Origin of the sequence: Pseudoclavibacter sp. Marseille-Q434, from assembly GCF_050315415.1 — a bacterium.
Classification (GTDB): domain Bacteria; phylum Actinomycetota; class Actinomycetes; order Actinomycetales; family Microbacteriaceae; genus Pseudoclavibacter.
This window is the reverse complement of record NZ_JBNPQH010000005.1, coordinates 30,448-43,926: the sequence shown is the minus strand read 5'-3', so window position 1 is coordinate 43,926 and position 13,479 is coordinate 30,448. Positions and strand designations below refer to the sequence as shown.

The window sequence follows — 13,479 nt, the reverse complement described above, 5'->3', positions numbered from 1 at the left end:
GTCAGCGCCTGGCCTCAGGTGCGGGATCGGCCGCGGGCTCGAGCGCCATGTCGAGGCCCAGGTCGATGGCCCGCGCGCTATGGGTGAGGGCGCCGACCGAGATGACATCGACGCCCGTCTCCGCGATCGCCGCGACCGTGTCGAGGTTCACTCCGCCACTCGCCTCGACGACCGCCCGCCCGTTGATGAGCGCGACGCCCTCGCGCAGCTCGGCCAGCGAGAAGTTGTCGAGCATGATCGTGTCCACCCCGGCCGCGAGCACCGGAGCGACCTGGTCGAGCCGGTCGACCTCCACCTCGAAGTGCGTCGTGTGGCCCAGCTTGTCCTTCGCCGCCCGCAGCGCTTGCGTCAACCCGAGGCCGGACTGCTGCAGGAGCACGGCGAGGTGATTGTCCTTCGCCATCACCGCGTCCGACAGCGAGAAGCGGTGGTTGCGGCCTCCACCGTTCGCGACGGCGTGCCGCTCGAAGGCACGCAGACCCGGCGTCGTCTTGCGCGTGTCCGTGATGCGCGCCGACGTGTGCGCGACCGCGTCGACGTAGCTGCGAGTGAGCGTCGCGATGCCGCTCATGCGCTGCGCGAAGTTCAACGCCACCCGTTCCGCCGTGAGCACCGACCGCGCGGGTCCCGCGACGGCCGCCAGCACATCCCCTGGGGCGAACTCGTCACCGTCGTCGGCGTGCAGATCGACCTGGATGCGCGCGTCCGTCAGCCGGAAGGCCGCCGCGAACACCTCCATCCCCGACAGCACACCCGCCTCGCGCGCGACGAAGGTGGCGCTCGCGGTGGCGTCGTGCGGGATGAGCGTCGAGGCCGAGATGTCACCCCAGGGGGCGTCCTCGAGCAGGGCGGCGCTCACGGTGGTCATGATGTGGGCAGGAGTGAGCATCAGTGCGCCATGGCCTTCGGCTTGAGAGGGAGTGGGCGTGGGTGTGGGTGTGGGTGTGGGAACAGGCTCGGGGACAAGGGCGGTGCCTGGGCGTGAGGCTCGCGGGCGCTGGGACGGTCAGCTCGGAAGTGGGCGCCCGCCGACTCGCCGCGGGCCCGGGCGGCCGCCACGGTGAGCTGGGCGAGCGTGAGCAGATTGGTGTCCTCGCGCGCGGCGACCGACGAGTCCGGCCCGGCCGCGTCTCGGTCAGCGGCCCAGGACGCGAGGGTCCGCGCGGCGTCGTCGAGTGCGGGGCCGCTGCGATGCAGGCCCGCGGACGCCCACATCAGCGTCTGCAGTGCCGGCCGCGAGAATGCGGGAGCTACATGGCCCGCCGTTCGCTGTCCAACATCAGTGCGATTTCGGCCCGAATCGGGCCCGTTCGGCGGAATCGGGGCGAAATCGCACTGATGTTGGTCAGGAGTGGGGGAGACCGCGACGTCCGAGACGCGGTCAAGCTGGGCCTGGCCGAGCAGCGCCTGGCCGTGCGGCGCCTGCTCGCGGAGCCCCTCCGCGACGCGGTGCCCGAAGACGGCGCCCTCGAGGAGCGAGTTCGACGCGAGGCGGTTCGCGCCGTGCACGCCCGTGCGGGCGGTCTCGCCCGCGGCGTAGAGGCCGGGGACGCTCGTCCGCCCGAGCAGGTCGGTGACGACGCCGCCCATCAGGTAGTGCGCCGCGGGCGTGACGGGCACCGTCTCGCGCGACCAGTCGAGCCCGGCCTCGTGGAGGCGGGCCGTGATGCTCGGGAACCGGTGCTCGAGGAAGCCCCGGCCCAGGTGCCGCGCGTCGAGCCGCACTGGCCGCCCGCCCTGCTTCGCCATCTCGTCGGCGATGCCGCGAGCCACGACGTCTCGCGGGGCGAGCTCGGCGTCGGGGTGCACGCCGACCAGGAACCGCTCACCCGCGTCGTTGAGCAGCAGGGCGCCCTCGCCGCGCACCGCCTCGGAGATGAGCGCACCCCCTGATCCGGCGAGCACGGTCGGGTGGAACTGCACGAACTCCAGGTCGGCGATCTCGGCTCCGGCTCGGGCGGCGGCGGCGATGCCGTCGCCCGTCGCGACCGCGGGGTTGCTCGTGTGCGCGAAGAGCTGGCCGGCGCCGCCCGTCGCGAGCACAACCGCGTCGGCCTCGAAGAAGCCGGGCGTACTGTCATCCGGGCCGAGCAGCCACGCGCCGACCACACGCGTGGCTGCTGGATCGACGTCGTCTGCTGCGGTGCTCACGGCGAGGTCCACGAGGAAGGTGTGCTCCAGCAGCCGGAGCTCGCCGCGTTCGGCCGCCGCGCGGGCGGCGTCGCTCAGCGCTCGTTGGATCTCGCGACCGGTGCCGTCTCCGAAGGCGTGCAGGATGCGCGGACGCGAGTGCGCGGCCTCGAGCCCGCGCGAGAGGGCACCACTCGTGCCAGCGTCGAAGCGCGCGCCGAGAGCGACCAGGTCGCGGATGCGCGCATCCGCCGAGCCGCATAGCACCTCGATCGCGCGCCGGTCGCCGAGCCCCGCGCCAGCTGCGAGCGTGTCGCGCACGTGCGACTCGACGCTGTCACCAGCGCTCGCATCAGCATCAGCACCAGCATCAGCGCCAGCCGCGAGCACTGCCGCGATTCCGCCCTGAGCATGCGAGGTGGCGGTATTGCCGAGCGTCGCCTTCGTTGCGACCATCACGTCGTGCCCGTCGGCGGCCGCCGCCAGTGCTGCGGTCAGCCCCGCGATGCCGCTGCCGACGACCAGCACCCGCAGCCGAGCGTCAGCGCTCCGAGCATCAGCGCCCGCGGCCATCTCAGGACGCCATCGTCGTGTCCGGCCGGGCCGCGAGCATCCGCTCGACCGCGACCCTGGCGGGCTCGGCGACGCTCGCCGGCACGCTGATCTGGTTGCGCACCTCGCCGGCCACGAGTCTTTCGAGCACCCAGGCGATGTAGCTGGGGTGGATGCGGTACATCGTCGAGCACGGGCACACGACCGGGTCGAGGCAGAAGATCGTGTGCTGGGGGTACTCGGCGGCGAGGCGCTGGACGAGGTTGATCTCGGTGCCGATCGCGAAGACCGAGCCGTCCGGGGCGGCTGCGATGGCCTTCGTGATGTAGTCGGTGGAGCCGTACTCGTCGGCGGCGTCGACGATCGCCATGGGGCACTCTGGGTGCACGATGACGCGCACCTCCGGGTACTCGGCGCGGGCCTTCTCGATCTGGGCGACGGTGAAGCGCTTGTGCACGGAGCAGAAGCCGTTCCAGAGGATCACCTTGGCGGCGTCGAGCGTCTCGGGGGTCTGGCCGCCGAGGGGGCGGCGCGAGTTCCAGAGCGGCATCTCCTCGAGCGTCACGCCCATGGCCTTCGCGGTGTTGCGGCCGAGGTGCTGGTCGGGGAAGAACAGCACCCGCTGCCCGCGCTCGAAGGCCCACTGCAGCACGGTCTCGGCGTTGGAGGAGGTGCAGACGATGCCCCCGTTGCGCCCGCAGAACGCCTTGAGCTCGGCGGAGGAGTTCATGTAGGTGACGGGGATGACGGGCACGCGCCCAGCGGCGTCCGGTTCCGTTCCGTAGAGGTCGGCGAGCTGCTCCCAGCACTCTTCGACGGAGTCGCTGTCGGCCATGTCTGCCATTGAGCATCCGGCGGCGAGGTTCGGGAGGATCACCGCCTGCTCGGGGGCGGACACGATGTCGGCTGTCTCGGCCATGAAGTGCACCCCGCAGAACACGATGGCCTCTGCCTCCGGCTTCGCTTTCGCGGCGTTGGCGAGCTGGAAGGAGTCGCCGATGAAGTCGGCGTACTGCACGACCTCGTCGCGCTGGTAGAAGTGGCCGAGGGTCACGACGCGGTCGCCGAGGGTCGCCTTGGCGGCGAGGATGCGGGCGTGGATGTCCGCGTCAGTCGCGGTCCGGTACTCCTCGGGCAGGAGCTCCTGCCTTGGCGCCGTCGGCGGGAGCCGGTCGGCCATTGACGCCCCAGGCCCGTAGGACGGCGCTTGCAGGTCGAACGCCCACGGCGACTTCACGAGCTCCGGCGAGCAGCTCTCGCCGGCCTGCTTCCCGGTCTGGATGCGCGTGATCGTGGTGTGCACTGAGGCGGTTGTGGTCATGGGGGCTGCCCTTCGCGGCGGGGGAGGTCGTGAGGAGGGGCTCTGCTCGGACGGGGCTGGGGCCTCGATGTACCTGTAGAGCTTCGGGGGTCGGTGCCTGGTGCCGGCGAGGGTCTCGCCGGTCTCGGCGAGCGACTTCGAGGCGAGCATGTCGCGGCGGAAGTTCGCGGCGTCGATGGGGCGGTCGAGGACGGCTTCGTAGACCTCGCGGAGCTGGGCGATGGTGAAGGATTCGCCGAGGAAGCTGTGCGCGATGGAGCTGTACTCGACCTTGTTCCGCAGGCGCCAGAGGGCGTAGTCGATGATGCGGCGGTGGTCGAAGGCGAGGGGTGGGAGGTCGTCGACGGGGTGCCAGCGGACGTTGTCGCCGAGGCGCGCCGAGCTCGCTTCCTCGTTGCCGACGAGCGCCCAGTAGACGACGGACACGACCCGCGGGTCGGCCCCGAAGACGCGGTCGGCATCGCCGAAGGCGTAGAGCTGCTCGAGGTACTTGGGGGCGAGTCGCATCGTCTCGAAGAGGGTGCGTGACGCTGCGGCGGCGAGGTCCTCGTCGCCGAGCGGCCCGCCTGGCAGGGCGAGGAGGTCGATGAACGGCTGCCGCTGCCGTCGTACCAGCGGCACCCAGATCGTGGGCGCGGGAGCGCGGTGCGACGAGGGAGGTGACGGGCGCAGCGCGAAGATCACCGTGGAGACGGCGAGGGTCGCGTTGTCGGATGGCATCCTCCACCTCCTCTCCGACTTAGAGTCAGTTCGACTTTAAGTGCAGTGTACGCCACGCACGCCTAGGCTGTGGCGGTGAGCGATCAGCAGCAGTTCGGCAGCGAAGACGACGCCCCGCACGGGGTCGGCCCCTGGCCCGGTGGCCGCGGCGCGTGGCCGGAGGGGCCCTGGTACGACGCGGAGCTGCTCGAGAGCGGCGACCGGCGCAACGTCATCGACCGCTACCGGTACTGGTCGATGGATGCGATCGTCGCCGACCTCGACACGAAGCGCCACGCCTTCCACGTCGCCATCGAGAACTGGCAGCACGACATGAACATCGGCTCGATCGTGCGCAGTGCGAACGCGTTCGCGGCCGACACCGTGCACATCGTGGGCAAGCGCCGCTGGAACAAGCGCGGCGCGATGGTCACGGACCGCTACCAGCACGTCGTGCACCACGAGACCGTCGCAGCGTTCATCGACTGGGCGCGGAGCGAGGAGATGCCGGTCCTCGCCATCGACAACGTGCCCGGCTGCGTGCCCATCGAGACCTACGAGCTGCCGGAGCGGTGCGTGCTGCTCTTCGGACAGGAGGGGCCAGGGGTCTCGGAGGAGGCGGTCGAGGTCTCGGATGCGGTGCTCGAGATCTCCCAGTTCGGCTCGACCCGCTCGATCAACGCGTCTGCGGCGGCGGCCGTCGCGATGCACACGTGGGTGCTGCAGCACGTCGACTTCGCCTAAGGGGTGGTGCTCGGCTCGTCCGTCGCCAGTCCCGCGGCGCCGGCGAGGATCAGATCCAGGCCTGCCGTGAAGCGATCCGTGGGGTCCTGCCGGCTGAGCGGGTCAGGGGTGCGGGCCTGGAGTGCGCCGACCGCGGCGGCGTGCGCCTGCTGCTGCTCGTGGAAGACCTGCCCGATCGTGTAGTGCACGACCGCGTCCGCACAGGTGCGGCTGCCTGCATGGCCGAGGGCGAAGTCGCTGTGCGCGGCGCCGGAGATCATCCGCACGAGGTCGACCGTCAGCAGGTCGAGCGCGAATGAGCTCGAAACGAGTTCGGCGCCATCCCTGCGGGAGAGGAGCGCGGTGCGGAGCTGTATCGCGAGGGTGCGGGTCTGGCGGGTGCCGGGCTCGACCCCGGCCCCTGGGGGCAGCCACGTCTCGGCGGTGAGGGGATGCAGGATGCGGTCGCTCACGGCCGCGAGCAGCGACTGCTTGTTGGGGAAGTGCCAGTAGAGCGCGCTCGGCTGCACCTCGAGGTAGTCGCTGATGCGTCGCATCGAGAGGTTCGGCAGGCCGTGCTCGTCGAGCACCTCGAGGGCGGTCGTGACGATCTCTGTCCGGCTGAGCTTCTCGAGGCCGGAGCCTCCGGCTGGACCGCGGGGTGTCATGCCGCTAATCTACTGAACACTGTTCACTGAACACCGTTCAGGAAATTCCAGAGAAAGGTCCCACCCCCTATGAGTGCCGATTCGATCACCGCCGCCGGGCGTCCCGCCGGCCGCGCCGTGCCCCGTGTTCTTGCTGACCTCGTGGCCGGGGCCGGCACCCATGCCCGCGCTCGAGGCGGGGCTCTCCGGAACGCCGCACTCGTGCTGGGTGGCACCCTCTTCCTCATCGCCGCCGGCTTCATCGTCGTCCCGCTGCCGTTCACGCCCGTGCCCGTCTCCCTCGCGACCTTCGCGGTGCTGCTGACCGGGGCTTCCCTCGGCCCCGTCCGTGCCGCCGCGAGTGCTGGCCTGTACCTCGCGCTCGGTGCGCTGGGGGCGCCGATCTTCGCCGACGGCGCATCCGGGGTCCTGTTCCCGTCGTTCGGCTACATCGTCGGCTACGTGCTCGCCGCGGTCGCCGTCGGGGCGCTCGCCCGTCGCCGAGCTGACCGCCACGTCCTTTCCACCGTCGGTGCCTCGGTGCTCGGGACGCTCCTCGTCTACGCGGCCGGCGTCCCCTGGCTCGCCCTCTCGCTCGGCGTGGACCTCGGCACCGCGCTTGCGCTCGGGGTCGTGCCGTTCCTCATCGGCGACGCCATCAAGATCGCGGCCGTGAGTGCCCTGCTGCCCTCCGCCTGGAAGCTGCTCAAGCGCTGAGCACCGGTGGATCGCTAGGCGTCTGAGTCCGCGGCTGCGTGCTCGCGGAGGAGTGCCGCCGCGATGCGCCGGGCTGAGGCGGTCGTGTGTCCCGGGTCGCGGAGTCGCATCGCGAGGTCGCCGGAGACGACCAGCAGCAGCTCGTCGGCGAGCTCTCGATCGCGGCTGGTCGCGTTCAGCGCGTCGTCGGTGATGGATGCAGTGAGTCGCCGTCGCAGCGAATCGGTGTCGGTGTCGACGGCCGCGCGCACCTCTGCCGGTGCGTCTGCGTACTCGGCGGCAGAGCCGAGGAACGCGCACCACTGGGCGCGCACGGGATGCTCGCGGAACGCGTCGAGGGCGTCGAACACGGCGAGGACGCGTCCCTCCCACGAGTCCTGGCGGGCGATCGCCGCATCCCAGGCCACGAGCCACTCCGCGTGCCGACGAGCCAGCGTCGCCGCCAGGAGTGACTCCTTGCTCGCATACCCGCGGTACATGGTCGCCGCCGACACTCCCGCGCGCTCGATGACGGCATCCACCGGGGTCGCGTGGATGCCCCGCGTGAAGAACAGCTCCTCGGCGGCATCGAGGAGCTTCGTCGCGCTCGATGTGCGGATGCTCATGTACACACCCTAAGCTCCAAATATGAAACGTACGTTTTCGTTTGGGGATATCTTCCAGCAGAGCCGGGGGCAGGGCACCCGGCAGCGGCGCTCGCAGCGACTCCTCGTGGTGGGCGGCGTCGGCCTGATCGCCGCCTGCTACGGCCTCGTGCGCCTCGCGTACGGGCTCTACCTGCCGGATGTGGAGGCCGAGCTCGGCCTCGACGCCTCGATGGCCGGCGTGGTCTCGGGCGGCGCGTCCGCGATGTACTGCGCTGCCGCGATTGCGGGGTTCTTCCTGGCAGGCCGCATGCCGCGCATCCTCGTGGCAGGCGCCGCGTCGACGGCCGGTGGCGGTGCCCTCGGCATGGCACTCGCGTCACAGGTCGAGGGCTTCGCCGCTTTCGCCATCGTCAGCTCAGCCGGGGCCGGCCTCGCGTCCCCCGCCCTGGTCGAGCTCCTCAGGCGGGCCGTGAGCGGAGACCGCGGGCAACGCCTCCAGGTCGTCGTCAACGCGGGCACCGGACCGGGCCTCGTGCTGGCAGGAGCACTCGCGATGCTCCTGCTGCCCGACTGGCGCCTGGCATGGGCGGCCGCGGCGGTCGTCACGTTCCTCTCCGCGTTCGCCGTGCTCACGTCGACCGCGCTGCCCTCGACCGCGCTGCCCTCGACCGCGCTGCCGTCGTCGGGTCGAGCGCGGCACCGGGACGCGTCGGCAGCAGTTCCGCCGCGCGCCTGGTTCGGGCAGCACCTGCGTGTGATCTGCGCAGCGTTGCTCCTCGGGGCAGGCTCGGCCGCCGTGTGGACGTTCGGGCGCACGGTGCTCGTGGACGGGGGCGCCTCCGGCGACTTCTCGGCGCTCGCATGGATGTGCCTGGGGCTCGGCGGGGCTCTCGTCCTGCCGCTCTCGGCCGCCGTGCGCCGCCTCGGTTCCACGCGGGCGTGGATGCTCACCGCGCTCGTCGTCGCAGCGTCGACGGCACTGATCGGGCTCTTCCCGGGCGTGCGGCCCCTCGCCCTCCTCGCGTGCGTCGCCTTCGGCTGGGGCTACACGGCGGCGACCGGGGCCCTCATCACATGGACCTCCGAGATCGACGAGCGGCGCGCATCCGCGGGCACCGCGCTGCTCTTCGTCGTCCTGGTACTCGGTCAGGGCCTCGGCGCCGCACTGGCAGGCTGGGGGCTCGCCGCTGCGACACCCGGGCTGGTGTTCGTGGTGGCGGCGGCACTGTCGGCAGCGGCGATCGTGCCGGCCCGACCGGTGGCCTCGATCGTTCGCGTTCCGTGAGGAGTTGCACGCGGCCCGTATGGGTTCCGTGAGGGCGAGCACAGCGGCGCCCCGCGAGGAGTTGTATCGGGGACTGCGCCTGAACGGCGCGCAGCCACGCTCACCGCTGGCTGCACACCTCCGAACGGAGTCTCAGTGCTCGACCTCGTCTTCGTCGCGGGCATAATCGCCCTCTTCACCGCCATCGGCCTCCTCGGCAAGGCGGTCGACAAGCTGTGATCGTCTTCGAAATCATCGCCGCCGCCCTCGGCGTCGCCGCGATCGCCTACCTCGTGGTGGCCCTCGTGCATCCCGAGCGGTTCTGATGGACGCGCCCACCATGCTCCACGCCAGCCTCGCGTTCCTCACGGTCGCGCTCATCCTCGCCGCCCTCCACCGCCCGCTCGGCGACTGGATCGCACGCGTGTACTCATCCACCGACGACTGGAGGATCGAACGGGGCGCCTACCGGCTCATCGGCGTCGACCCGTCGTCGGCGCAGACCTGGCAGGCCTACCTGCGCGGAGTGCTCATGTTCTCCACCGTCGGAGTGCTGCTCGTCTACCTCCTGCAGCGCACGCAGCAGTGGCTGCCGTACTCGCTCGGGCTGCCGGCCCCCTCGGAGCACCTCTCGTTCAACACGGCCGCCTCGTTCGTCGCGAACACCAACTGGCAGTCGTACTCGCCAGAGGTGACCCTCGGGTACGCCGTCCAGCTCTCGGCGCTCACGGTCCAGAACTTCGTCTCCGCCGCGGTGGGACTCGCCGTCGCGATCGCCCTCGTGCGGGGCCTCGCAGCCCGCCGCTCGGGCACGCTCGGCAACTTCTGGGTCGACCTCATCAGGGGCACCCTCCGCCTGCTGCTGCCCCTCTCGGCCCTCGCCGCGCTCGCGCTCCTCGCGGGTGGCGTCATCCAGAACTTCAACGGCTTCACCGAGGTGAGCACCCTCACCGGCGCGACCCAGTCGATACCGGGTGGCCCCGTCGCCTCGCAGGAGGCGATCAAGCTCGTCGGCACCAACGGCGGCGGCTTCTTCAACACGAACTCCGCGCACCCCTTCGAGAACCCCAGCGCCACCACGAACCTGCTCGAGGTCATCCTCATGCTGGCGATCCCGTTCTCCCTGCCCCGCACCTTCGGGGTCATGGTGGGAGACCGCCGTCAGGGCTACGCGGTGCTCGCCGTCATGGCGACGCTCTTCACCGTGTCGTTCGCCATCCTCACCGCCGTCGAGTCCGCTGGCATGGGCTCGGCACCGGATGCGGCGGGCGGCGCCATGGAGGGCAAGGAGCAGCGGTTCGGCATCGTCGGGTCGACGCTCTTCGCGACCGCCAGCACCGGCACGTCCACGGGCGCCGTCAACTCCATGCACGACTCCTACACGGCGCTCGGTGGGCTCCTGCCGATGCTCAACATGATGCTCGGCGAGATCGCGCCGGGTGGGGTCGGCTCCGGCCTGTACGCCATGCTGGTGCTCGCGATCATCGCCGTCTTCATCGCAGGCCTCCTCATCGGGCGCACCCCCGAGTACCTGGGCAAGAAGATCGGGCCGCGGGAGATCAAGCTCGCCAGCCTCTTCATCCTCGTCACCCCGGCGCTCGTGCTCACGGGCGTCGCCCTCAGCTTCGCGATCCCCGGCGTCCGCGACGAGCTGGCGGCGACCTCCATCTGGAACCCGGGCATGCACGGCCTCTCCGAAGTGCTCTACGCCTTCACCTCGGCCGCCAACAACAACGGCTCGGCCTTCGCCGGCCTCACCGCGAACACTCCATGGCTGAACACCTCGCTCGGGGTCGCCATGCTGCTCGGCAGATTCGTCCCCATCGTGCTCGTGCTGGCCCTCGCCGGGTCGCTCGCAGCCCAGGACAAGGTGCCGTCGACGGTCGGCACGCTCCCCACCCACCGACCGCAGTTCGTCGCGCTCCTCGCCGGCGTCAGCGTGCTCATCACCGCGCTCACCTACTTCCCCGTGCTCGCACTGGGACCCCTCGCAGAAGGACTCTCCTGACCATGCAGAGCATCCCATTCGCAGCCTCGATGACCGGTGCGATCCGCAAGCTCGACCCGCGTCAGCAGTGGCGGAACCCCGTCATGTTCATCGTGTGGGTCGGCGCGGCGTTCACGACCGCGCTTGCCATCGCCGAGCCGTTCCTCGGTGGGCCCGCCGACTCGGGCGGCACGGTCATCCCCGCCTCCTTCACGTGGGCCATCGCGGTCTGGCTCTGGCTGACGGTGCTGTTCGCGAACCTCGCAGAGGCGGTCGCCGAGGGCCGCGGGAAGGCGCAGGCGGAGACGCTCCGCCAGACGCGCACGAGCACGGTCGCGCACCGCGTCGACACCTACGACGCCGGGACCGACCCCGCGGCCGAGCGCGTCGGCAGCACCGACGTCTCCTCGGCCGACCTGACCCTCGGCGACGTCGTCACGGTGGCGGCGGGCGAGCTCATCCCCGGCGACGGCGACATCGTCTCGGGTATCGCCTCCGTCGACGAGTCGGCCATCACCGGCGAATCAGCCCCCGTCATCCGCGAGTCCGGCGGTGACCGCAGCGCCGTCACGGGCGGCACGCGCGTGCTCTCCGACCGGATCGTCGTGCGCATCACCTCGAAGCCGGGGGAGACGTTCGTCGACCGGATGATCGCGCTCGTCGAGGGGGCCTCCAGGCAGAAGACGCCGAATGAGATCGCGCTCTCGATCCTCCTCGCGTCGCTCTCGATCGTGTTCGTCGTGGTCGCCCTCACCCTCAACCCGATCGCCTCCTACGCGGCGAAGCCGGTCAGCATCACCGTGCTCATCGCGCTGCTCGTGTGCCTCATCCCGACCACCATCGGGGCGCTGCTGTCGGCCATCGGCATCGCGGGCATGGACCGCCTCGTGCAGCACAACGTGCTCGCCATGTCCGGCCGCGCGGTCGAGGCCGCCGGGGACGTGACGACGCTGCTCCTCGACAAGACCGGAACCATCACGTACGGCAACCGTCGGGCGTCCGAGTTCGTGCGGATGGCCGGGGTGCGCGACCAGGACCTGATCCGGGCCGCCGCACTGTCGTCGCTCGCCGACCCGACCCCAGAGGGGGTCTCGATCGTCGAGCTCGCGCGTCTGGAGGGCGTCGACGTCGAAGCCCAGGCAGCCGATTCGAGGCGCGGCGAGATCGTGCCGTTCACGGCCCAGACCCGCATGTCCGGACTCGATCTGGCGGACGGCGCGCGCATCCGCAAGGGGGCAGGCTCAGCGGTCACCGCCTGGCTCGGTGACCAGGGCGCACCCGTGAGCCCAGCGCAGCTCGCCGAGCTGGAGGATGCGACGGGTCGCGTCTCGCAGAGCGGCGGCACCCCGCTCGTCGTGGCAGTGATGGATGCGCCCAGCCCTGAGCGGGGACGGCCGGCCGGCAGTGTCCTCGGGGTCGTGCACCTCAAGGACGTCGTGAAGGAAGGGCTCAGCGACCGCTTCGCCGAGCTTCGCGCCATGGGGATCCGCACCGTCATGGTGACGGGCGACAACCCGCTCACGGCCGCCGCGATCGCCAGAGAGGCCGGAGTCGACGACTTCCTCGCCGAGGCGACGCCGGAGCAGAAGCTCGCCTACATCCGCCGCGAGCAGGAGGGCGGCAACCTCGTCGCGATGACGGGGGATGGCACCAACGACGCTCCCGCGCTCGCACAGGCCGATGTGGGTGTCGCCATGAACACGGGCACGTCCGCGGCGAAGGAGGCGGGCAACATGGTCGACCTCGACTCCGACCCCACGAAGCTCATCGACGTGGTGCGCATCGGCAAGCAGCTCCTCATCACGCGGGGAGCGCTCACGACGTTCTCCATCTCGAACGACATCGCCAAGTACTTCGCGATCATCCCGGCCATGTTCATGGGCGTCTTCCCGGGGCTCGGCGTCCTCAACATCATGGGGCTGCACTCCCCGGCGTCTGCGGTGCTGTCGGCGATCGTCTTCAACGCCATCGTCATCGTGCTGCTCGTCCCGCTCGCGCTTCGGGGCGTGAAGTACCGGCCCGCGAACGCCTCGAGCACGCTCGGCCGCAACCTCCTCGTCTATGGACTCGGCGGCATCGTCGCCCCATTCGTGGGGATCTGGCTCATCGACCTCGTCGTGCGCCTCATCCCGGGCTTCTGAACCCCAACCCGACATCTGCCCCAGAAAGGGACTCCCACCATGAACTCCGCAACCCGCGCCACGGCGCGCACCGCCTGGGTCGCCGTCCGCGCGATGCTCCTCTTCACCGTCGTCCTCGGCGTCGGGTACACCCTGGTCATCACCGGCCTCGGCCAGGCGGCCTTCGGCGCCCAGGCCAACGGATCGGCGGTGCGGGACGGCACCGGTGCGGTCGTCGGCTCGAGCCTCATCGGTCAGTCGTTCGTCGACGCCGACGGCAACCCGCTGCCCGAGTACTTCCAGTCGCGCCCATCGGCGGCGGGGGACGGCTACGACGCGGGCGGGTCCTCCGGCTCGAACCTGGGGCCGGAGAACCCGGATCTCGTGGCCGCCATCGAGGAGCGGCGAGCGCAGGTCGCCGAGTTCAACGGGGTCGCGCCTGACGCCGTGCCGGTGGATGCGGTGACGGCGTCGGCCTCAGGGCTCGACCCTCACATCAGCCCCGCGTACGCGGACCTGCAGGTGCAGCGCGTCGCGGCGACGCGCGCGCTCGACGCCGCCCAGGTCCGTACGCTGGTCGCAGCGCACACCGTCGTCCCTCTGCTCGGGTTCCTCGGGGAGCCCACCGTCAACGTGCTGGAGCTCAATCTGGTGCTCGCGGAGCTGCAGGCGAACCCCTCGGCCCCCACATCCACCCCCACATCCACCCAGGAAGGCAAGGAGCTCTGACCC

At 70.9% G+C, this 13,479-nt stretch carries 12 protein-coding genes and 1 pseudogene; 7 read left to right on the top strand and 6 right to left on the bottom strand.

Annotated features, from left to right (window positions below; translation table 11 throughout):
* Position 1: 1 nt before the first annotated feature.
* From nadC to ACQFZP_RS16645, 4 genes and pseudogenes are all read right to left on the bottom strand, one after another.
* Positions 2-889: a carboxylating nicotinate-nucleotide diphosphorylase gene (gene nadC / locus ACQFZP_RS16660; protein WP_211892133.1), complete on the bottom strand. Its 888-nt coding sequence runs from the start codon at positions 887-889 to the stop codon at positions 2-4.
* Positions 889-2,703 carry an L-aspartate oxidase gene (locus ACQFZP_RS16655; protein WP_211892132.1) on the bottom strand — a complete coding sequence of 605 codons (1,815 nt, stop codon included), beginning with the start codon at positions 2,701-2,703 and terminating at the stop codon, positions 889-891. Before ACQFZP_RS16655 ends, nadC begins: the two co-directional genes overlap by 1 nt.
* Position 2,704: 1 nt before the next feature.
* Entirely contained in the window at positions 2,705-4,003 is a 1,299-nt protein-coding gene (nadA, locus tag ACQFZP_RS16650) for a quinolinate synthase NadA (RefSeq protein WP_211892221.1), read from the bottom strand.
* A 78-nt stretch (positions 4,004-4,081) separates the two neighbouring features.
* A pseudogene (locus ACQFZP_RS16645) lies at positions 4,082-4,723 on the bottom strand (NUDIX hydrolase); the annotation flags it as partial.
* A gap of 75 nt (positions 4,724-4,798) precedes the next feature.
* On the opposite strand from ACQFZP_RS16645, the gene ACQFZP_RS16640 reads away from it, so the two are divergent.
* The gene (locus ACQFZP_RS16640) at positions 4,799-5,446 is read left to right on the top strand and encodes a TrmH family RNA methyltransferase (RefSeq protein WP_211892131.1); all 648 of its coding nucleotides are present in this window, start codon (positions 4,799-4,801) and stop codon (positions 5,444-5,446) included.
* On the opposite strand, the gene ACQFZP_RS16635 is transcribed toward ACQFZP_RS16640, so the two are convergent.
* Complete coding sequence (locus ACQFZP_RS16635) at positions 5,443-6,093, bottom strand: TetR family transcriptional regulator (RefSeq protein WP_211892130.1); 651 nt, start codon at positions 6,091-6,093, stop codon at positions 5,443-5,445. The genes ACQFZP_RS16640 and ACQFZP_RS16635 overlap by 4 nt on opposite strands.
* A gap of 69 nt (positions 6,094-6,162) precedes the next feature.
* On the opposite strand from ACQFZP_RS16635, the gene ACQFZP_RS16630 reads away from it, so the two are divergent.
* Positions 6,163-6,789 (top strand): biotin transporter BioY, encoded by a 627-nt coding sequence (locus ACQFZP_RS16630; protein WP_211892129.1) that lies wholly within the window; start codon positions 6,163-6,165, stop codon positions 6,787-6,789.
* Between the two features lie 14 nt (positions 6,790-6,803).
* Here ACQFZP_RS16630 and ACQFZP_RS16625 read toward each other — a convergent pair whose 3' ends face one another.
* Positions 6,804-7,394 (bottom strand): TetR/AcrR family transcriptional regulator, encoded by a 591-nt coding sequence (locus ACQFZP_RS16625; RefSeq protein WP_211892128.1) that lies wholly within the window; start codon positions 7,392-7,394, stop codon positions 6,804-6,806.
* A 22-nt stretch (positions 7,395-7,416) separates the two neighbouring features.
* On the opposite strand from ACQFZP_RS16625, the gene ACQFZP_RS16620 reads away from it, so the two are divergent.
* The 5 genes from ACQFZP_RS16620 to kdpC all read left to right on the top strand — a co-directional run bounded on the left by ACQFZP_RS16620 (position 7,417) and on the right by kdpC (position 13,476).
* Positions 7,417-8,661, top strand: coding sequence for an MFS transporter (locus ACQFZP_RS16620; RefSeq protein WP_211892127.1), 1,245 nt, complete (start codon positions 7,417-7,419; stop codon positions 8,659-8,661).
* Between the two features lie 215 nt (positions 8,662-8,876).
* Positions 8,877-8,966: a potassium-transporting ATPase subunit F gene (locus ACQFZP_RS16615; protein WP_104310291.1), complete on the top strand. Its 90-nt coding sequence runs from the start codon at positions 8,877-8,879 to the stop codon at positions 8,964-8,966.
* A 14-nt stretch (positions 8,967-8,980) separates the two neighbouring features.
* Positions 8,981-10,648 (top strand): potassium-transporting ATPase subunit KdpA, encoded by a 1,668-nt coding sequence (gene kdpA / locus ACQFZP_RS16610; protein ID WP_374100775.1) that lies wholly within the window; start codon positions 8,981-8,983, stop codon positions 10,646-10,648.
* A gap of 2 nt (positions 10,649-10,650) precedes the next feature.
* Positions 10,651-12,768, top strand: a complete 2,118-nt coding sequence (kdpB, locus tag ACQFZP_RS16605; protein WP_211892125.1) for a potassium-transporting ATPase subunit KdpB — start codon at positions 10,651-10,653, stop codon at positions 12,766-12,768.
* A gap of 39 nt (positions 12,769-12,807) precedes the next feature.
* Positions 12,808-13,476, top strand: a complete 669-nt coding sequence (gene kdpC / locus ACQFZP_RS16600; RefSeq protein ID WP_211892124.1) for a potassium-transporting ATPase subunit KdpC — start codon at positions 12,808-12,810, stop codon at positions 13,474-13,476.
* Positions 13,477-13,479 lie beyond the last annotated feature (3 nt).

Bases quoted from the DNA above. Each gene is read 5' to 3' on its own strand.
- nadC (WP_211892133.1), bottom strand. From the start codon at position 889: ATGCTCACTCCTGCCCACATCATGACCACCGTGAGCGCCGCCCTGCTC.
- ACQFZP_RS16655 (WP_211892132.1), bottom strand. From the start codon at position 2,703: ATGGCCGCGGGCGCTGATGCTCGGAGCGCTGACGCTCGGCTGCGGGTG.
- nadA (WP_211892221.1), bottom strand. From the start codon at position 4,003: ATGACCACAACCGCCTCAGTGCACACCACGATCACGCGCATCCAGACC.
- ACQFZP_RS16635 (WP_211892130.1), bottom strand. From the start codon at position 6,093: ATGACACCCCGCGGTCCAGCCGGAGGCTCCGGCCTCGAGAAGCTCAGC.
- ACQFZP_RS16630 (WP_211892129.1), top strand. From the start codon at position 6,163: ATGAGTGCCGATTCGATCACCGCCGCCGGGCGTCCCGCCGGCCGCGCC.
- ACQFZP_RS16625 (WP_211892128.1), bottom strand. From the start codon at position 7,394: ATGAGCATCCGCACATCGAGCGCGACGAAGCTCCTCGATGCCGCCGAG.
- ACQFZP_RS16620 (WP_211892127.1), top strand. From the start codon at position 7,417: ATGAAACGTACGTTTTCGTTTGGGGATATCTTCCAGCAGAGCCGGGGG.
- kdpA (WP_374100775.1), top strand. From the start codon at position 8,981: ATGCTCCACGCCAGCCTCGCGTTCCTCACGGTCGCGCTCATCCTCGCC.
- kdpB (WP_211892125.1), top strand. From the start codon at position 10,651: ATGCAGAGCATCCCATTCGCAGCCTCGATGACCGGTGCGATCCGCAAG.
- kdpC (WP_211892124.1), top strand. From the start codon at position 12,808: ATGAACTCCGCAACCCGCGCCACGGCGCGCACCGCCTGGGTCGCCGTC.